Annotated in this window: 16 protein-coding genes and 1 riboswitch; of the genes, 4 read left to right on the top strand and 12 right to left on the bottom strand. The window is 55.1% G+C overall.

Annotated elements, in window-relative coordinates; all coding sequences use genetic code 11:
• Window positions 1-67: 67 nt before the first annotated feature.
• The 3 genes from araD to araB form a co-directional block, all read right to left on the bottom strand.
• Window positions 68-763 (bottom strand): L-ribulose-5-phosphate 4-epimerase, encoded by a 696-nt coding sequence (gene araD, locus U0026_RS19030; RefSeq protein WP_062771857.1) that lies wholly within the window; start codon window positions 761-763, stop codon window positions 68-70.
• A 128-nt stretch (window positions 764-891) separates the two neighbouring features.
• On the bottom strand, window positions 892-2,394 hold the full coding sequence (araA, locus tag U0026_RS19025; RefSeq protein WP_062771860.1) for an L-arabinose isomerase: 1,503 nt from the start codon (window positions 2,392-2,394) through the stop codon (window positions 892-894).
• 11 nt (window positions 2,395-2,405) lie between these two features.
• Window positions 2,406-4,112, bottom strand: coding sequence for a ribulokinase (gene araB / locus U0026_RS19020; RefSeq protein ID WP_062771863.1), 1,707 nt, complete (start codon window positions 4,110-4,112; stop codon window positions 2,406-2,408).
• A 338-nt stretch (window positions 4,113-4,450) separates the two neighbouring features.
• On the opposite strand from araB, the gene araC reads away from it, so the two are divergent.
• Entirely contained in the window at window positions 4,451-5,296 is an 846-nt protein-coding gene (araC, locus tag U0026_RS19015) for an arabinose operon transcriptional regulator AraC (RefSeq protein ID WP_062771870.1), read from the top strand.
• Window positions 5,297-5,425: 129 nt separating this feature from the next.
• A complete protein-coding gene (locus U0026_RS19010) occupies window positions 5,426-6,193 on the top strand; it encodes a DedA family protein (RefSeq protein ID WP_062771873.1) in 768 nt (255 codons plus the stop codon).
• 74 nt (window positions 6,194-6,267) lie between these two features.
• Here the strand turns inward: U0026_RS19010 and thiQ are convergent, their stop codons facing one another.
• From thiQ to sgrR, 4 genes are all read right to left on the bottom strand, one after another.
• On the bottom strand, window positions 6,268-6,966 hold the full coding sequence (gene thiQ, locus U0026_RS19005; RefSeq protein WP_062771876.1) for a thiamine ABC transporter ATP-binding protein ThiQ: 699 nt from the start codon (window positions 6,964-6,966) through the stop codon (window positions 6,268-6,270).
• Entirely contained in the window at window positions 6,950-8,560 is a 1,611-nt protein-coding gene (thiP, locus tag U0026_RS19000) for a thiamine/thiamine pyrophosphate ABC transporter permease ThiP (protein ID WP_062771879.1), read from the bottom strand. The genes thiQ and thiP overlap by 17 nt, the downstream gene beginning before the upstream one ends.
• On the bottom strand, window positions 8,536-9,519 hold the full coding sequence (thiB, locus tag U0026_RS18995) for a thiamine ABC transporter substrate binding subunit (protein ID WP_062771882.1): 984 nt from the start codon (window positions 9,517-9,519) through the stop codon (window positions 8,536-8,538). The genes thiP and thiB overlap by 25 nt, the downstream gene beginning before the upstream one ends.
• A 29-nt stretch (window positions 9,520-9,548) precedes the next feature.
• A riboswitch (TPP riboswitch) is annotated at window positions 9,549-9,653 on the bottom strand.
• Between the two features lie 35 nt (window positions 9,654-9,688).
• Window positions 9,689-11,344, bottom strand: a complete 1,656-nt coding sequence (sgrR, locus tag U0026_RS18990) for an HTH-type transcriptional regulator SgrR (RefSeq protein WP_062771885.1) — start codon at window positions 11,342-11,344, stop codon at window positions 9,689-9,691.
• A gap of 87 nt (window positions 11,345-11,431) precedes the next feature.
• Between sgrR and sgrT the strand changes: the two genes are divergently transcribed.
• Together sgrT and U0026_RS18980 are read left to right on the top strand one after the other, a co-directional pair.
• Window positions 11,432-11,569 carry a glucose uptake inhibitor SgrT gene (gene sgrT / locus U0026_RS18985; RefSeq protein WP_073971065.1) on the top strand — a complete coding sequence of 46 codons (138 nt, stop codon included), beginning with the start codon at window positions 11,432-11,434 and terminating at the stop codon, window positions 11,567-11,569.
• 87 nt (window positions 11,570-11,656) lie between these two features.
• Window positions 11,657-12,835 (top strand): sugar efflux transporter, encoded by a 1,179-nt coding sequence (locus U0026_RS18980; RefSeq protein ID WP_062771888.1) that lies wholly within the window; start codon window positions 11,657-11,659, stop codon window positions 12,833-12,835.
• 105 nt (window positions 12,836-12,940) lie between these two features.
• Here the strand turns inward: U0026_RS18980 and leuD are convergent, their stop codons facing one another.
• From leuD to leuL, 5 genes are all read right to left on the bottom strand, one after another.
• Entirely contained in the window at window positions 12,941-13,546 is a 606-nt protein-coding gene (gene leuD / locus U0026_RS18975; protein ID WP_062771890.1) for a 3-isopropylmalate dehydratase small subunit, read from the bottom strand.
• Between the two features lie 10 nt (window positions 13,547-13,556).
• Window positions 13,557-14,957 (bottom strand): 3-isopropylmalate dehydratase large subunit, encoded by a 1,401-nt coding sequence (gene leuC, locus U0026_RS18970; RefSeq protein WP_062771893.1) that lies wholly within the window; start codon window positions 14,955-14,957, stop codon window positions 13,557-13,559.
• 2 nt (window positions 14,958-14,959) lie between these two features.
• Entirely contained in the window at window positions 14,960-16,051 is a 1,092-nt protein-coding gene (leuB, locus tag U0026_RS18965; RefSeq protein ID WP_062771896.1) for a 3-isopropylmalate dehydrogenase, read from the bottom strand.
• The gene (gene leuA, locus U0026_RS18960) at window positions 16,051-17,622 is read right to left on the bottom strand and encodes a 2-isopropylmalate synthase (protein WP_062771898.1); all 1,572 of its coding nucleotides are present in this window, start codon (window positions 17,620-17,622) and stop codon (window positions 16,051-16,053) included. The genes leuB and leuA overlap by 1 nt, the downstream gene beginning before the upstream one ends.
• Before the next feature lie 89 nt (window positions 17,623-17,711).
• On the bottom strand, window positions 17,712-17,798 hold the full coding sequence (gene leuL, locus U0026_RS18955; RefSeq protein WP_126441015.1) for a leu operon leader peptide: 87 nt from the start codon (window positions 17,796-17,798) through the stop codon (window positions 17,712-17,714).
• Window positions 17,799-18,354 lie beyond the last annotated feature (556 nt).

The raw sequence follows: 18,354 nt of genomic DNA, 5'->3' as shown, positions 1-18,354 counted from the left end.
GTTTGATGCTGGAGATTTATACAGGTATGGAGGATCCCGGCGGCGCTGCGCTTGGCCGGGCTACGGATTACTGCCCGTAATATGCTTTTGCCCCGTGCTTGCGCAGGTAGTGCTTATCCAGCAGCGTTTGCTGCATATCTGGCAATTGCGGTGCCAGCTGGCGACAGAAGATGCCCATATAAGCAATCTCTTCCAGCACGATAGCGTTGTGTACCGCATCTTCGGCATTTTTACCCCAAGCAAATGGGCCGTGGGAGTGCACCAGTACGCCAGGCATTTGCGCCGGATCAATCTTATTCTCGCGGAAGGTTTCGACGATTACCGCACCGGTTTCCCATTCGTAGTCGCCGTTAATTTCCGCATCGGTCATCAGGCGAGTACACGGGACCGCACCGTAGAAATAGTCGGCGTGAGTGGTGCCGGTTGCCGGAATGGACTGCCCCGCCTGTGCCCAGATGGTGGCGTGGCGCGAGTGGGTATGGACGATGCCGCCGAGTGTGGGAAACGCTTGATACAGCAGGCGGTGGGTCGGGGTGTCTGAAGACGGTTTTTTCTTGCCTTCCACGACTTCGCCGGTTTCAAGGCTCACCACCACCATGTCGTCGGCGGTCATCACGCTGTAGTCGACGCCGGACGGTTTAATCACCAGCACCCCGCGCTCGCGGTCGACGGCGCTGACGTTGCCCCAGGTTAAGGTGACCAGGTTGTGTTTAGGGAGCGCCAGATTGGCGTCCAGCACCTGTTGTTTAAGTTCTTCTAACATTGTTGGCTCCGTGTCTGGATTTCCCTCACCCCGGCTCTCTCCCAAAGGGAGAGGGAGCAAGGAAGAGTACGCACTCGGAATATCCCCTCTCCCCTGTGGGGAGAGGGTTAGGGTGAGGGGCAAGCGGTTTAGCGTTTAGACCCGAAATACACCTCGTTCCAGCGCAGCGCATCTTTAAACGCTGGCAGACGCGTATCGTTATCGATAACGGCAATTTCGATATCGTGCAGCTCAGCGAACTGGCGCATATCGTCCAGCGTCAGCGCGTGGCTGAACACGGTGTGGTGCGCGCCACCGGCAATGATCCACGCCTCAGATGCAGTTTCCAGATTCGGATGCGCCTGCCACAGAGCGTTAGCCACCGGCAGTTTTGGCAGGTTGTGCGGGGTTTTTACCGTTTCGATGGTATTCACCAGCAAGCGGTAGCGGTCGCCAAGATCGATCATGCTGGCAACGATCGCCGGACCCGTCTGGGTGTTGAAGATCAGACGCGCCGGATCCGCTTTGCCACCAATACCTAAGTGCTGTACGTCGAGCAGCGGTTTCTCTTCTACCGCGATAGACGGGCACACTTCCAGCATGTGCGAGCCGAGCACCAGGTCGTTACCGCCATCGAAGTGGTAGGTGTAGTCTTCCATAAATGAGGTGCCGCCCTGTAGACCGGTCGACATCACTTTCATAATGCGAAGCAGGGCGGCAGTTTTCCAGTCGCCTTCGCCCGCAAAGCCGTAGCCTTGCTGCATCAGGCGCTGCACGGCGAGACCCGGAAGCTGTTTCAGTCCGTGCAAATCTTCAAAAGTAGTGGTGAAGGCGTGGAAACCGCCTTCTTCGAGGAAGCGTTTCATCCCCAGTTCGATACGCGCGGCATCCAGCACATTCTGGCGTTTGTCGCCGTGGATTTGCGCTGCGGGCGTCAGACGGTAGCTGCTTTCATATTCATCAACCAGCGCGCTGATTTCACCGTCGGTCACGGCGTTAACCACCTGCACCAGGTCGCCCACCGCCCAGGTATTGACGGAGAAACCGAACTTAATCTGTGCGGCGACTTTATCGCCGTCGGTCACTGCTACTTCACGCATGTTGTCGCCAAAGCGGCACACTTTCAGCTGACGAGTATCTTGTTTGGACACCGCCTGACGCATCCAGTCGCCGATGCGTTCCTGGGCGCGTTTTTCCTGCCAGTGGCCGGTGACGACGCTGTGCTGCTGGCGCATACGTGCGCCGATGAAGCCAAACTCGCGGCCGCCGTGCGCGGTCTGGTTCAGGTTCATAAAGTCCATATCAATGCTGTCCCATGGTAGGGAAGCGTTGAACTGAGTGTGGAACTGAAGCAGTGGCTTGTTCAGCTGTGTCAGGCCATTGATCCACATTTTCGCCGGTGAGAACGTGTGCAGCCAGACGACCAGACCAGCACATTTGGTATCGTAGTTGGCATCGCGGCAAATAGCGGTAATTTCATCCGGACGGGTACCCAGCGGTTTCAGCACCAGTTTGCACGGCAGCTTGGCTTCGGCGTTTAAGGCATTCACCACGTGCTCTGCGTTTTGGGTTACCTGACGCAGAGTTTCTGCGCCATATAAATGCTGGCTGCCAATCACAAACCACACTTCATAATTATCAAAAACGGTCATAGTCGTATCCTTTAATGAGTCAACGCCGCAGAGGAGGTCGCGGATTTTTCCGCAGGAGCAGCGGGAAGATAATGTTGTTCGGCTGTCACGGCCCACTGCTGGTAGCGCTGATAAAGTTCTTCAAAGCGCTGAGCCTGCTGTGGTCGCGGCTGTAGGGTATGTTCGACGCGGCTGGCCATCTGTTGCTGCGCGCTCGGAATATCGGCATGAACGCGGGCTGCGACGGCGGCAAAAATGGCCGCGCCTAGCGCACAGCATTGATCGGAGGCCACAATCTGTAGCGGACGGTTCAGCACGTCGCTGCAAGCCTGCATGATGACGCGGTTTTTACGGGCGATGCCGCCCAGCGCCATCACGTTGTTGACCGGAATACCTTGCTCGGTGAAGCACTCCATAATGGCGCGTGCGCCGAAGGCGGTGGCGGCAATCAGCCCACCAAACAGCGCCGGGGCGTCGGTGGCCAGATTCAAATCGGTGATAACGCCTTTTAAGCGCTGGTTGGCGTTTGGCGTGCGGCGACCGTTAAACCAGTCGAGCACCACTGGCAGATGGTCGAGCGACGGGTTGTTGGCCCACGCTTCGGTCAGCGCTGGGAGAAGCTGTTTCTGGCTTGCTTTGATCTGTTCTTTCAGCTCAGGATGTTGGGCGGCAAGCTGCTCCAGCGGCCAGCCAAGCACGCGACCAAACCAGGCGTAGATATCGCCAAAGGCTGACTGACCCGCTTCCATGCCGATAAAGTTCGGCACGACGCTGCCATCAACCTGGCCGCAAATGCCTTTCACCGTGCGGTTACCCACGCTGTTTTTATCGGCAATCAGAATGTCGCAGGTGGAGGTGCCAATCACTTTCACCAGCGCGTTTGGCTGTGCGCCTGCGCCAACTGCGCCCATATGGCAGTCAAACGCCCCGCCGGAAATGACCACTTTTGCGGACAGGCCCAGGCGCTCTGCCCACTCGGCGGTTAACGTGCCGACCGGTACATCTGCCGTCCAGGTTTCGTTGAACATCGGGTAAGACAGATGCTGATTGAGAATAGGATCCAGCTCGTCGAAGAAGGAGGCTGGTGGTAAGCCGCCCCAGCTATCGTGCCACAGGGATTTATGCCCGGCGCTACAGCGACCACGGCGGATATCTTGCGGACGAGTCGTGCCGGAAAGCAGTGCGGGAACCCAGTCGCACAGTTCGATCCACGATACGGCGGCCTCAGCAACGGCGCGGTCTTCGCGGGTTACGTGGAGAATTTTGGCCCAGAACCATTCGCTGGAATAAATGCCGCCAATATAGCGGGAGTAGTCTTCTTTGCCCGGCTGATGACACAGGCGGGTGATGGCTTCGGCTTCTTCGACGGCAGTGTGGTCTTTCCACAGCACGAACATCGCATTGGGGTTGTTGGCGAACTCTTCTTTTAACGCCAGCACGTTGCCGTCGGCATCAATAGGGGCGGGCGTTGAGCCGGTACTGTCGACGCCAATACCTACCACATCCGCGCGCTGGTCGCTTGAGAGTTCCGCCAGCACGCTTTTCAGCGCCGCTTCCATCGACTCAATATAATCGCGAGGGTGGTGGCGGAAGCGGTTATTTGGCGCGTCGCAGAAACGCCCTTCCTGCCAGCGTGGATACCATTCAACGCTGGTAGCGATTTCTTCGCCCGTCGCGCAATTTACGGCCAGAGCGCGTACTGAGTCACTACCAAAATCGAGGCCAATTGCGATTGCCATCGTGTTACTCCATCTCAAAGAAAACGTGATAGTGAAACAGTAGATATCTCCGCACAAAACCGTCAGGCGGGAACCGCTAATCTTATGGACAATATTGCTGTCACCTCTCAAAGTGTGACGCCGTGCAAATAATCAATGTGGACTTTTCTGTCGTCTTTATAGACACTTCAGTTGTTACCCTGAGCGCAGGGAATTCCCCGACTGATTCTCTAAGTGCCTTGAAATAACGGGCTTGACTGTGGTGCAGGTTCTGTTGTTGATATCGTGCGGTGGCAATAAGGATAAAAAGATGAATATGGATAATTGGTTTCTTCTGGTAACAATGAGAGTGAACAGAAATGGCTGAAATGCAAAACGATCCCTTGTTGCCCGGCTATTCGTTTAACGCCCATCTGGTGGCGGGATTAACGCCGATTGAAGCCGGAGGCTATCTGGATTTCTTTATCGACCGGCCGCTAGGCATGAAAGGCTTTATTCTCAATATGACGGTGCGTGGTGAAGGGGTGATTGAAAACCAGGGCAAACAGTTTGTCTGCCGTCAGGGCGATATGCTGATGTTCCCGCCGGGGGAGATTCATCATTATGGTCGCCATCCCGACGCCAGTGAGTGGTATCACCAGTGGGTTTACTTCCGCCCACGCGCCTACTGGCATGAATGGCTGCATTGGCCCGCTATCGTGGCGCAAACCGGTTTTTATCGCCCGGATGAAGCGCATCAGGCGGAGATAACCAGTTTGTTCGGCAAGATTATCGATGCCGGGCAGGGCGTTGGGCGCTATTCGGAGCTCCTGGCCATCAACCTGCTGGAACAGTTGCTGCTGCGCCGCATGGAGGCGATTAATGAATCGCTGCATCCACCGATGGATAACCGGGTGCGCGACGCCTGTCAGTACATCAGCGACCATCTGGCGGACAGCCACTTTGATATCGCAAGCGTCGCGCAGCATGTTTGTCTCTCACCATCGCGCTTATCGCATCTCTTTCGTCAGCAATTGGGCGTCAGCGTATTGAGCTGGCGTGAGGATCAACGTATGAGCCAGGCGAAACTGCTGCTCAGTACCACGCGGATGCCAATTGCTAGCGTAGGGCGCAATGTCGGCTTTGAAGATCAGCTCTACTTCTCGCGCGTTTTTAAGAAGTGTACCGGTGCTAGCCCGAGTGAATTTCGTGCGGGATGTGAATAAAAAGTAAAGAAACGGAAATGTGGTGTGTCGGGTTTTGTGTTTGCCAGTAAACTTTACTGATAATTGAAGGCTTGACGTCGCGGGAGGCGCTCTGGAGAATCCCTGCTTCGTTTTCAAACCGGGCACACTATGCAAGAAATGCTGGAACACTTTATTACGCAATCTACGACCTATTCGCTGATTGCGGTCGCGCTGGTGGCGTTTCTGGAATCGCTGGCGTTAGTCGGATTGATTCTGCCGGGTACCGTTATGATGGCCGGGCTTGGCGCGCTTATTGGCAGCGGCGAGGTGAATTTCTGGCAGGCATGGCTGGTGGGGATTATTGGCTGCCTGCTTGGCGACTGGATCTCATTCTGGCTGGGCTGGCGGTTTAAAAAGCCGCTGCACCGCTGGTCGTTTATGAAGAAGAATCGCGCGCTGCTGGATAAAACCGAGCATGCGCTGCATCAACACAGCATGTTTACCATTCTGCTCGGTCGTTTTGTCGGCCCGACGCGACCGCTGGTGCCAATGGTCGCGGGGATGCTCGACCTGCCGGTATCCAAGTTTATTACCCCCAATATTATCGGCTGCGTGCTATGGCCGCCGCTGTACTTCCTGCCGGGGATTCTTGCTGGCGCGGCGATTGATATTCCGGCGGATGAAAACAGCGCCAGCTTTAAGTGGCTGCTGCTGGCGGCGGCGCTACTGTTGTGGGTTGCGGGCTGGCTGTGCTGGCGTCTGTGGCGTAGTGCGAAAGAGAGTCACGACAAGCTGAGCGCGCTATTGCCGCGCCAGCGTCTGTTGTGGCTATCACCTCTGGTGATGGGCGTGGCGGTGGTCGCACTGGTGAGCGTGATACGTCATCCGCTGATGCCGGTGTATGTTGGGATTTTGCGCAAGGTGGTGGGGCTGTAATGTGCCCGTGTGTTCGCGGGATGTTAGGTGGCGTAGGCCGGATAAGATGCGCCAGCATCGCCATCCGGCAAAACTCACCCGCGAATGCCCAACAGTGCAGACGCGCTGGCGCGACCGCTTAACAATTCCTGCGTATCACCATCCCAGGCGATACGTCCGTCGGCCACCACCATCGCCCGCGTTGCGATGCGCGCGGCATCTTCTACGCTGTGTGACACCATCAATAACGTCAATTGCTGACGCTGACAGACATCGTCAACCAGCTGGAGCATCTCCTGACGCAGCGCTGGGTCGAGCGCGGAAAAGGGTTCATCCAATAGCAATATTGGCTGCTCGCGCACCAGACAGCGCGCCAGCGCCGCGCGTTGACGCTGGCCGCCGGAAAGCTCGCCGGGCAGCCTGTCCAGCATTGTTTCAATGCCCATCTGCTGAGCAATGACCGCGAGCTTTCGCTGCTGTTCGGCGTTGAGCTTCAGGCGTGGGCTCATCCCGAGACCAATATTTTGCCGTACCGTCAGATGGCTAAAGAGATTATTTTCCTGAAACAACATCGACACTGGCCGCTGCGATGGCGGTGTATCGGTATGTACCCGTCCTTCAAGTATTAGCGTGCCGCTGGCAGGCGGCAGGAAACCGGCGATCAGGTTGAGCAGCGTGGATTTACCCGCACCGCTGGGGCCGAGGATCGCCACCTTCTCGCCCTGCGCGATAGTGGTGGTGAAACGCATCGGTAAATGCTGATACAGCCAGGTGACATCATTGAGTTTTAGCATGGCGTCCGGGTATTTTTTCAATCACGGTAAACAGTACGAAGCACAGTATCAGCAGAATTAACGCGGTCACCGCGCCGTCCTGGCTGCGGTAGGCGCCAATTTGCTGATAGAGATAAAACGGCAGAGTGCGGAATTCTTCATTGCCAAACAGCGCCACCACGCCGAAATCACCAATTGATAGCACGCAGGCAAACGCCAGCGCTTGCGCCAGGGGGCGTTTGAGGGCGCGCAGTTCTACGACCCGTAGCCGATTTATGCCGGAAAGCCCCAGCGATTCGCACAGGATACTGTAGCGGGCGGTGACGTCGCGCATCGGCGTCTCCAGCACTTTGATGGCATACGGCACCGCCATCAGCGCGTTGGTGAAAATCACAATGCCATCGGCGGAGTCGGGCAAGCCGATGGTGTTGTTCAGCAGCAGGAAGAAGCCGGTTGCCAGCACGATCCCCGGCATTGCCAAAATCAACATCCCGCTGAGCTCCATAGCCTGACCGGCGAGTGGTCGGTTGCGCGCTCGCAGCTCGCGGCTGCTCCACAGCAGCATCATGGTCAGTATCACGCATAACAGGCCAGCGGCGAGGGCAATGCGCAGGGATGTCGTCAGCGCCTGCCATAAAATGGGTTGCTCCAGCACCTGGAACATCGTGGGGTTGATGCCGTCGAAAATCACCGCCAGCAGCGGCGGCAGCAGTAATAACAACGTCAGCAAAATCAGTAGCATGTCGGCGATTCGGCTGTGCCAGCGATCGTCAGGGTCACGCCAGCCGTGAACCTGCGTGTTGCCAATCGCAATCGCTCGGCTCAGGCGCTGGCTTAATAACACCAGCGACAGACAGCAGGCCATTTGAATGATCGCCAGCATCGCTGCCCGCGCGGGGTCGTAATCAAAGTTCAGCGCCTGGTAGATAGCCAGCTCGATGGTGGTGGCCGACGGCCCGCCGCCCAGTGATAGCACGGTGGCGAAGCTGGCGAAACAGAGCATAAAGATAAGCGTGGCGATGGGTAAAATTTGACGCCGCAGCCATGGCCACTCTACCAGGCGGAAAAACGGGTAGCCGCGCATGCCAAGCTGAGCCGCAATTTGGCGCTGCTCACCGGGAATTTGCTCCAGCGCTTGCAGCAACAGGCGGGTTGCCATCGGCATATTAAAGAACACATGCGCCAGCAGGATGCCTTGCAGGCCGTAGGGTGAGAAATTCCACTGCCAGCCGAGCCAGGTACAAAGCTGAGCCAGCCAGCCCTGACGACCGTAAACGCTCAGAATACCGAATACGGCGACCAGCACCGGTAAAATAAGCGTCATGGCACACAGCCGCAGTAACAGCTGGCGGCCGGGGAAGCGTCGGCGGTAGAGCGCGCGGGCAAGGAAAATGGCAGGAATGACGGACAGCAGCGCCGAAAGGAACGCCTGCCAGAAGGAGAATCGCACCACGTGCCACAGATAGCTGTCGGCAAGCAGCGTCGACCATGAGGTTTCTGGTGCGTTTAGCCATAACGACAAAAATGCCGCCAGGGCGACGGCCACCATCAGCGTGGTGGCTGCAAGCCCCGGAAAGAGCCAGTGAGGAGTTAGCGGCTGGCGGCGCGGAGCCATGCGTTAATCCAGTTTTGACGATCGGTTGCGACCTGTTGCGGCGTAAATTGCAGTGCAGTTTGTGGTTTCACCAGGTTGTTAAAGCCCTCCGGTAACGCAACCTGAGTCACGGGGTACATCCAGTTACCGGTTGGCACCGCATTCTGGAATGCTGGGGAAACCATAAAGCTCAGGAATTGATCCGCCAGTTTGGGCTGTTTACTGGCGGCGGTTTTCGCTGCCACTTCCACCTGCAGGTAATGACCTTCGCTAAAGGCTGCCGCCGCGTAGTTATCTTTCTTCTCTTCGATGATGTGATACGCCGGTGAGGTGGTGTAGCTCAGTACCAGGTCGCTTTCCCCTTTCAGGAACAGACCGTAGGCTTCACTCCAGCCCTTGGTGACGGTAACGGTTTTCGCCGCCAGTTTCTGCCACGCTTCCGGTGCTTTATCGCCATAGACTTTCTGCATCCACAGCAGCAGGCCTAAGCCCGGCGTACTGGTGCGAGGATCTTGGTAAATCACCCGCCATTTCTGATCGCTTTCGACCAGTTCTTTCAGGTTTTTTGGCGGGTTTTTCAGTTTGTTTTTGTCGTAGACGAAAGCGAAGTAGCCGTAGTCGAACGGCACGAAGGTGTCGTTGTTCCAGCCGCCCGGCACGTTGACGGCGCTTGCCGGAACGTTGCTTTTGGCGAACAGTTTAGTCTCAGTCGCAGCCTGAAGCAGATTGTTATCCAGCCCCAATACTACGTCGGCTTTGCTATTTTTGCCTTCCATACGTAGACGGTTAAGCAGCGATACGCCATCTTCCAGCGCGACGAATTTCAGCTCGCAGTGACAGTCGACCTCAAACGCTTTTTTGACCGCAGGTCCAGGGCCCCAGTCGGCGGCGAAGGAATCGTAGGTGTAGACCGTGAGAACGGGTTTAGCGAAGGCTGGCACGGCAATGAGGGCCAGCAGTGGGAGTAATTTTTTGAGCACTTTGCACCTTTATTCATGGTGGCAAAGGATTTTGAGTGAGCCCCAAATCCCTTCGCCGGGATTATCCGGATCAGGTTCGACGGGTCTTTCTCAGCCAATACACGCGTTTGTGTTTAGCACCCCGTTGAGAACGCCACATTGTAATGATAACGTGAATAAATCAAAAGCCTTATGGATCCGGTGGCGCAAACCAGGCTGATTTAAAGTCAAACCAGCCTAACGTGTTCATTCGCACGCCGCGCATACTGCGTTGCCCCTGTAACATCAGCCAATGGTGAATGAGCGGCACAACGGACTGATTCTCCATAAGTTGTTGGCACCAGTCGGCCTGCGGGAGCGCATTGGCGCGCCAGCGCTGGGCGTCCTGCTCCCAGTCGATGGGAATACAGTTGCGGATAAGCGGTACTTCATACAGAAAGGCAAATAACGAGAAATCCAGCGGCAGCGTAAAGTTGGCGCTGTTGAGCCAGATATCGCTGACCACCTCGCCCTGGTGCCATTCCTCATACTCCACTTCCTGAATATTCAGTTTGACCTGATGCTCCGCCAGCAGGGCTTCCATAATGAGGCCAATCGTTCGGTGTTCAATGTGTTCGCGATAATAGGTCAGCGTCACCGATTCCAGCCCGGCCGGTTTTTCACAGGCGCGGCTGCGGGCGTGGTGCCAACGCGGCAGCAGACCATAGGCCGGGAACCAGTGGCTTTGGTGTTGTTCGCCTGCGTGGTATAGAAGATTGTTCGGATGAAAAATATGGCTCAGCCACTGGCGTACTGCCGGGTTGTTGCCGAGTGGGCTGCGGGCGTCGAACAGTAAATAATAGCATCCCTCCTCAAGGCGGCTTTCGACCGCCTTTTCGCTCTCGGTGGTACCCTGTAGCGTCAGCCCGCCATTGGGCTCCTCGCTGATTTCCGGCAAGACCCAGACGTTAACCTCATCGATAAGCGCCCGGAAACCGAAGTAATCATCAAAGGCGAGGATCTTAAGCTGGTTTTGATTGTTACGGGCGACCGAGTACGGGCCGGTGCCAACCGGCATGCGTGAGAAGTTGGGCAGTGACTGCCACTCGCGCGGCAGGATCATCGCTGAGACCTGACCTAATAACAGCGGCAGCCAGCGATCGGGTTCCGTAAGGTGGACATCCAGTGTCCAGGCGGTAGGGGAGTCGATACGCGAAATATTCGAATACAGCGGAAGCGTCATGCTGCGGTGCAGTGACGCGATGACGTCCTCCATCTCCAATTCACGGCCGTGATGGAAATGAATGCCGGGGCGGAGGTAAAAACGCCAGTGTAATGGGGAAATTGCCTGCCAATGGTGCGCAATATCGGCTTCCAGTTCCCCATTTACCTCGTTGATTCGGGTTAATGCGCTAAAAATTTGCCGCGCGATGTGGGTTTCAGAACGCCGCAGGGCGGTTCCTGGCAGTAAATTGTGCATCGGACGGTAGTAAAGCACGCGCAAAATATGCCGACCCTGGCGGAAACTGCGGCCTAAATGCGAAACCAGCATCTGGCGTACCGCGGCTTTATCGCCGACCAGTTGAACCAGTTGATCGATCCGGTCTTGCTCCAGCAGATCCTCCGCACGTTGCTGCTGCAACGCCAGCCCGGTGTAGAGGAAGGTAAGCTTTGAACGCTTGCCGCGCCCGACCTCCGCCTCCCAGGTCAGCCAGCCGCGCGCTTCCATAGTATTCAATAGCGTCCTCATATGGCGGCGTGAACAGCTCAGTAATTCGGCCAGAGTATTTAGCGTGGTTTCCTGCGATTTTCCTTCGCAGCACTGCCATAAGCGGATGAACTGTTGTTGCAATCGACCTGAGGACATAAAAGGGGAACTCCTGATAAAAACTCAGCAATTTATTAATCCCTATATTAAGCCAATAATTGCTTTCGATGAAGCGAGGAGGTCACCATGTATCAGTTCTATCAGCGATATTTCTCTGCCACCAAACATGTTTCCTGGCTGGCCCGCCTGGCAACGGCACAACGGCTTGAAATGCTGAACTATCTGATGCAGTGGGAAGTTACGAAACCGACCTCTGAACATTAATTCGCCTAATCATGTGTGACTGAGTATTTGCCAGCAGGTATCATCTGCTGGCTTTTTTTATTCTCTCGCGTGCACAAAGGATTTCACATGCTCTGGTTAATGACGATGGGACGACGTCTCAACGGTGTTTATGCTGCCTTTATGATGGTGGCGTTTATGATGGGGATCGCGGGGGCGCTACAGGCACCAACGTTAAGCCTGTATCTCAGCCGGGAAGTGGGCGTACAGCCGTTCTGGGTTGGCCTGTTTTATACCGTCAACGCGGTAGCCGGGATCGTCGTCAGTCTTGGGTTGGCAAAGCGATCCGATAGCCGGGGCGATCGTCGTAAACTGATTATGTTCTGTTGTCTGATGGCGGTGGGTAACGCGCTGCTGTTCGCTTTTAATCGGCATTATTTAACGCTGATTACCTGCGGCGTACTGCTGGCCTCGATTGCTAACGCTGCCATGCCACAGCTGTTTGCGCTGGCGCGTGAGTATGCTGACAGTTCAGCGCGTGAAGTGGTGATGTTCAGCTCGGTGATGCGTGCGCAATTATCGCTGGCGTGGGTTATTGGCCCGCCGCTGGCCTTTATGCTGGCGCTGAACTACGGCTTTACCGCCATGTTCTCGATTGCAGCGGCTATTTTTGCCATCAGCCTTGCGCTAATCGCGTTGACGCTGCCTTCGGTGGCGCGAGTTGAGCAGCCTGCTGACACCGTGCAGCTTCCTATCAGTGGCTGGAAGGACAGCAACGTTCGTATGCTGTTTATCGCCTCCACGCTGATGTGGACCTGCAACACCATGTATATCATCGATATGCCATTGTGGATCAGCAGCGATCTTGGCCTGCAGGATAGCCTGGCGGGGATCTTGATGGGTACGGCAGCTGGGCTGGAGATTCCGGCGATGATCCTTGCAGGTTACTACGTGAAGCGCTTTGGTAAGCGGCGGATGATGGTGACGGCGGTGGCCGCTGGCGTGCTGTTTTATATCGGCCTGATTTTCTTCCACAGCCATACGTCGTTGCTGGTATTGCAGCTATTTAACGCTGTTTTTATTGGTATTGTCGCCGGGATTGGCATGCTGTGGTTCCAGGATTTGATGCCGGGACGGGCAGGGGCGGCGACCACGCTGTTTACCAATAGCATCTCAACTGGGGTGATTTTAGCCGGGATTATTCAGGGAGCGCTGGCGCAGAATTTTGGCCACTTCTCAGTGTACTGGGTGATTGCGGGGATTTCGGTGGTGACGCTGGCGATGACGTGGCGGGTGAAGGACGTATAGAGCAGTTGAGCCTCCCCGGAGGCGGCGCGTTCGCGCCTTGTCCGGGCTACATTAAACGGTAGCCCGGCTGAGCGCTGCGACGCCGGGGAGGCTCGGCGTAACAAATTACTGCATAAACGCCGGTTGCTTATTCTCGTACTCGGAAATCGCGCCTTCATGCTGCAAGGTCAAACCGATGCTGTCGAGGCCGTTAATCATGCAGTGGCGACGGAAATCATCGATTTTAAAGCTGTAGGATTTCTCCCCGGCTTTGACCACCTGCGCTTCCAGATCAACTTCGAATTTAATCCCCGGATTTGCTTGCACCAGTGCAAACAGCTCATCAACCTGCGCATCGCTCAACGTCACCGGCAGCAGCTGGTTGTTGAAGCTGTTGCCGTAGAAGATATCCGCGAAGCTTGGGGCGATAACCACTTTAAAACCGTAGTCGGTCAGCGCCCACGGCGCGTGCTCACGCGACGAACCACAGCCGAAGTTTTCGCGTGTCAGCAGAATCGACGCGCCTTTATATTCCGGGAAGTTCAGCACGAACTCAGGGTTTGGCTGTTCACCTTTGTCATCAAGGAAGCGCCAGTCGTTAAACAGGTGCGCGCCAAAGCCAGTGCGGGTCACTTTCTGTAAAAACTGCTTTGGGATAATCGCATCGGTATCGACGTTCGCGGCATCCAGTGGCACCACCAGTCCCGTATGTTGGGTAAATTTCTCTGCCATGATGGTTTCCTTATTTCATGCTACGAATGTCGGCGAAATGGCCGGTTACTGCGGCCGCAGCGGCCATTGCTGGGCTGACCAGGTGAGTACGTCCACCGCGGCCCTGACGACCTTCAAAGTTACGGTTGCTGGTGGAGGCACAGCGCTCGCCCGGATTCAGGCGGTCGTTGTTCATCGCCAGACACATAGAGCAGCCCGGCAGACGCCATTCAAAACCGGCTTCGATAAAGATTTTATCCAGACCTTCCGCTTCCGCCTGCGCCTTCACCGGGCCAGAGCCTGGCACGACCAACGCCTGCACGCCTGGAGCAACTTTACGGCCTTTGGCAATTTCCGCCGCCGCGCGCAAATCTTCAATGCGTGAGTTGGTGCAAGAACCGATAAACACTTTGTCGATAGCGACGTCGGTCAGCGGGATACCCGGCTTCAGTCCCATATAAGCCAGCGCTTTCTCGGCACTGGCGCGTTCGACCGGATCGCTAAAGGAGGCCGGGTCTGGAATGTTGTCATTAACGGAAATGACCTGACCGGGGTTGGTGCCCCAAGTGACCTGCGGTGCAATGTCTTCTGCTTGCAGAGTAATGACGCTATCAAAGGTGGCCCCGTCATCAGTTTTCAGGGTTTTCCAGTAGGTGACGGCATCGTCAAAATCTTTGCCTTTTGGCGCGTGCAGACGGCCTTCAACGTAGTTGAAAGTAGTGTCATCTGGCGCGACCAGGCCCGCTTTGGCGCCCAGTTCGATTGCCATGTTGCACAGGGTCATACGGCCTTCCATGGTCAGGTCGCGAATCGCCTGGCCGCAGAATTCCACCACGTGACCGGTACCGCCCGCGCTGCCGGTTTTACCGATAATCGCCAGCACGATATCTTTGGCAGTGATGCCCGGTGCTGCTTTGCCGTTGACTTCAATCTTCATCGTTTTGGCGCGGCCCTGTTTCAGGGTCTGGGTCGCCAGTACGTGTTCGACTTCTGAGGTGCCGATACCGAACGCCAGCGCGCCGAACGCACCGTGGGTGGCGGTGTGGGAGTCGCCGCACACGATGGTCATGCCTGGCAGGGTAACACCTTGCTCTGGCCCCATTACGTGTACGATGCCCTGGTACGGGTGGTTCAGATCATACAGTTCAACGCCGAATTCGTTGCAGTTCTTAATCAGCTCCTGCATCTGGATACGCGCCATCTCGCCGGAGGCGTTGATGTCTTTGGTCTGCGTAGAGACGTTGTGATCCATGGTGGCGAAGGTTTTACCCGGCTGACGCACTGGGCGCTTGTGCGCACGCAGGCCGTCAAACGCCTGTGGTGACGTGACTTCGTGTACCAGATGGCGGTCGATGTACAACAGCGGCGTTTCGTTTGGCGCTTCATAGACCACGTGCGCTTCAAACAATTTTTCGTATAAGGTCTTCGCCATGGTTACACCCCTTCGGCAACATAGCGGGCAATGATATCGCCCATTTCATCGGTACTGACTGCCGCACTGCCGCGGGCTAAATCACTGGTCCGTACGCCTTCTTCCAGCGCGCGGTTAATGGCGGCTTCAATGGCGGTAGCGGCATCGTTGGCGTCCAGGCTGTAGCGTAACAGCAGCGCCAGAGACAGGATCTGCGCAATCGGGTTAGCGATATTTTTACCGGCGATATCCGGCGCTGAACCACCGGCAGGTTCATACAAACCAAAGCCTTCTTCATTCAGGCTGGCGGATGGCAGCATCCCCATAGAACCGGTAATCATTGCGCATTCGTCGGAGAGAATGTCGCCGAACAGGTTGGAACACAGCAACACGTCGAACTGGGACGGGTCTTTAATCAGCTGCATCGTAGCGTTGTCGATATACATATGCGCCAGTTCAACGTCGGCATACTCTTTACTGATTTCGCTAACAATTTCGCGCCACAGAATCGAGGACTGCAACACGTTGGATTTATCAATAGAGGTCACTTTGTGACGACGCTTGCGCGCAGATTCAAATGCAATGCGCGCAATACGTTCGATCTCGAAACGGTGATACACCTCGGTATCAAACGCTTTCTCGTGCTGACCGCTGCCTTCGCGGCCTTTCGGCTGACCGAAGTAGATGCCGCCGGTCAGTTCACGGACGCACAGAATGTCGAAGCCGTTAGCGGCGATATCAGCGCGCAGCGGGCAGAACTCTTCCAGCCCCTGGTACAGCTTCGCTGGACGCAGGTTGCTGAACAGCTTGAAATGTTTACGCAGCGGCAGCAGCGCACCGCGTTCTGGCTGCTGGTTTGGCGGCAGGTTTTCCCATTTCGGGCCACCCACGGAGCCGAACAAAATCGCGTCGGCCTGGTCGCAGCCGTCTACAGTGGCCTGCGGCAATGGTTCACCGTGGCGGTCGATGGCGATACCACCGACGTCATAATGGCTGGTGGTAATACGCATATCAAAACGTTGACGCACGGCTTCCAGGACTTTCAATGCCTGTGTCATCACTTCCGGGCCAATACCGTCACCGGGTAACACAGCAATATGGTAGTTCTTCGACATTACACAGTTTCCTTGTTGTTCTCGTTATTCTTAATTTTGCGTTGCAATTCTTTTTCGACTTCGGCGGCGCGCCAGATGTTGTTCAGTACGTGGACCATCGCTTTTGCGGAGGATTCGACGATATCTGTTGCCAGACCGACGCCGTGGAAGCGACGACCGTTGTAGGTCACCACGATATCCACCTGGCCCAGCGCGTCTTTGCCCTGGCCTTTGGCGTTCAGGTCATATTTCACCAGCTCAACGTCGTAGCCGGTGATGCGGTTAATTGCCTGATAAATCGCGTCAACCGGGCCGTTACCGTTGGCGGCTTCGGCTTTGGTCTCTTCACCGCAGGCCAGTTTCACGGAGGCGGTAGCGATATCGCTGGAGCCGGACTGGACGCTGAAGTAGTCCAGACGGAAATGCTCTGGCTCTTCCTGCTGTTTATTGATGAACGCCAGCGCTTCCAGGTCGTAGTCGAAGACCTGACCTTTTTTGTCCGCCAGCTTCAAGAATGCGTCGTACAGGTGATCCATGTTGTAGTCGGTGTCTTTGTAACCCATCTCTTCCATACGGTGCTTCACGGCGGCGCGGCCGGAGCGAGAGGTCAGGTTCAACTGCACCTGATTCAGGCCGATGGATTCTGGGGTCATAATTTCGTAGTTTTCGCGATTCTTCAGTACGCCATCCTGGTGGATGCCGGAAGAGTGAGCGAAGGCACCGGTGCCAACAATCGCTTTGTTTGCTGGGATTGGCATGTTGCAAATCTGGCTGACGGTCTGGCTGGTACGCCAGATTTCATTGTGGTTGATGGCGGTGTGCACTTTCATGATGTCTTTGCGCACTTTAATCGCCATGATGACCTCTTCCAGCGAGCAGTTACCTGCACGCTCACCGATACCGTTCATCGCGCCTTCAACCTGGCGTGCGCCAGCATGAACTGCCGCCAGTGAGTTACCCACCGCCATACCCAGGTCGTCGTGGGTGTGCACGGAGATAATCGCTTTATCGATGTTTGGAACGCGTTCGTACAGGCCGGTAATAATGTTGGAGAACTCGAACGGCAGGGTGTAGCCGACGGTGTCGGGAATATTGATGGTGGTGGCACCGGCGTTAATTGCCGCTTCAACCACGCGGGACAGCTGATCGATTGGTGTGCGGCCCGCATCTTCACAGGAGAATTCGACATCGTCGGTATAGTTACGCGCGCGTTTCACCATATACACCGCACGTTCGATGACTTCTTCCAGCGTGCTACGTAACTTGGTGGCGATGTGCATCGGTGAGGTCGCAATAAAAGTATGAATCCGGAATGCTTCGGCAATCTTCAGAGATTCGGCGGCGACATCAATATCCTGCTCTACACAACGCGCCAGAGCACAAACGCGGCTGTTCTTAATATTGCGCGCGATAGTTTGCACAGACTCGAAATCGCCCGGCGAAGAGACCGGAAACCCGACTTCCATCACGTCAACGCCCATACGTTCGAGGGCAAAAGCAATCTGCAGCTTCTCTTTCACGCTCAGGCTTGCTTGTAATGCCTGTTCACCATCACGTAAGGTCGTATCAAAAATAATGACTTGTTGGCTCATGGTTTAGGTCCTTGGTTGAATTTGGGCGCCTTGCTACGAGCATAAAAAAACCCGCGCAGTGGCGCGGGTTTTTGTTTAACTGATGATGACTAACGCAGAACGTCGCACACCAGCCTACCGCGCACAGAAGAGGCGTTTAGTAGTAGTAGGCCGTTGAAGCGAGTTGTACGGAACATGGTCATCATTCTCCAGATGAATTCGATATGCTATTAGTGGTACTGGATATGCTTTCTGATGTCAACCCTGTCTGGAGAAACCAGGAGAATTACCGGCGTTAACGAAACGGCAGGATTAGCTAATTGTGCTGACGAAGGTCTCATTTTATAGCGGATCATTTTTTATGTTAATTCATGATTTTCATACTTTGTCGCATTTAAACATGATTTATTGTAATCAAACACGTCTTCGTCATGCTTTTCTGATGCCGCTATCATTATGATAGTTATGAATTTGTCATGCTTGCTGTTGGGGGTTGTAGATTAATAAAGAGTATCTCTGATAATAAAATGTTAATTTAAATTAAGATTTAAAAAATACAATTTAATAAATCCTTAAAAGTGGGGTCCACTTTAGGCATGTTGTATATTCGCGCGATCTATGGGTAAACTGCGTGCTATCAACTTGGTGATATAAATAAGAGCAACTTTTGTCCTCCAGAAGCTGCTTTTTTCATCTTTATATATTCTTATTTTTATTGAATTCTCTTTTTTGGATCTTATATGCATGGTAAAT

The organism is Kluyvera intermedia, from assembly GCF_034424175.1.
GTDB lineage: Bacteria > Pseudomonadota > Gammaproteobacteria > Enterobacterales > Enterobacteriaceae > Kluyvera > Kluyvera intermedia.
This window is presented reverse-complemented; position numbering and strand designations above follow the sequence as displayed.

Bases quoted from the DNA above. Each gene is read 5' to 3' on its own strand.
- araB (WP_062771863.1), bottom strand. From the start codon at position 4,112: ATGGCAATCGCAATTGGCCTCGATTTTGGTAGTGACTCAGTACGCGCT.
- U0026_RS18980 (WP_062771888.1), top strand. From the start codon at position 11,657: ATGCTCTGGTTAATGACGATGGGACGACGTCTCAACGGTGTTTATGCT.
- sgrR (WP_062771885.1), bottom strand. From the start codon at position 11,344: ATGTCCTCAGGTCGATTGCAACAACAGTTCATCCGCTTATGGCAGTGC.
- leuL (WP_126441015.1), bottom strand. From the start codon at position 17,798: ATGTTCCGTACAACTCGCTTCAACGGCCTACTACTACTAAACGCCTCT.
- araD (WP_062771857.1), bottom strand. From the start codon at position 763: ATGTTAGAAGAACTTAAACAACAGGTGCTGGACGCCAATCTGGCGCTC.
- thiP (WP_062771879.1), bottom strand. From the start codon at position 8,560: ATGGCTCCGCGCCGCCAGCCGCTAACTCCTCACTGGCTCTTTCCGGGG.
- thiQ (WP_062771876.1), bottom strand. From the start codon at position 6,966: ATGCTAAAACTCAATGATGTCACCTGGCTGTATCAGCATTTACCGATG.
- leuA (WP_062771898.1), bottom strand. From the start codon at position 17,622: ATGAGCCAACAAGTCATTATTTTTGATACGACCTTACGTGATGGTGAA.
- leuD (WP_062771890.1), bottom strand. From the start codon at position 13,546: ATGGCAGAGAAATTTACCCAACATACGGGACTGGTGGTGCCACTGGAT.
- U0026_RS19010 (WP_062771873.1), top strand. From the start codon at position 5,426: ATGCAAGAAATGCTGGAACACTTTATTACGCAATCTACGACCTATTCG.
- araA (WP_062771860.1), bottom strand. From the start codon at position 2,394: ATGACCGTTTTTGATAATTATGAAGTGTGGTTTGTGATTGGCAGCCAG.
- leuC (WP_062771893.1), bottom strand. From the start codon at position 14,957: ATGGCGAAGACCTTATACGAAAAATTGTTTGAAGCGCACGTGGTCTAT.
- araC (WP_062771870.1), top strand. From the start codon at position 4,451: ATGGCTGAAATGCAAAACGATCCCTTGTTGCCCGGCTATTCGTTTAAC.
- sgrT (WP_073971065.1), top strand. From the start codon at position 11,432: ATGTATCAGTTCTATCAGCGATATTTCTCTGCCACCAAACATGTTTCC.
- leuB (WP_062771896.1), bottom strand. From the start codon at position 16,051: ATGTCGAAGAACTACCATATTGCTGTGTTACCCGGTGACGGTATTGGC.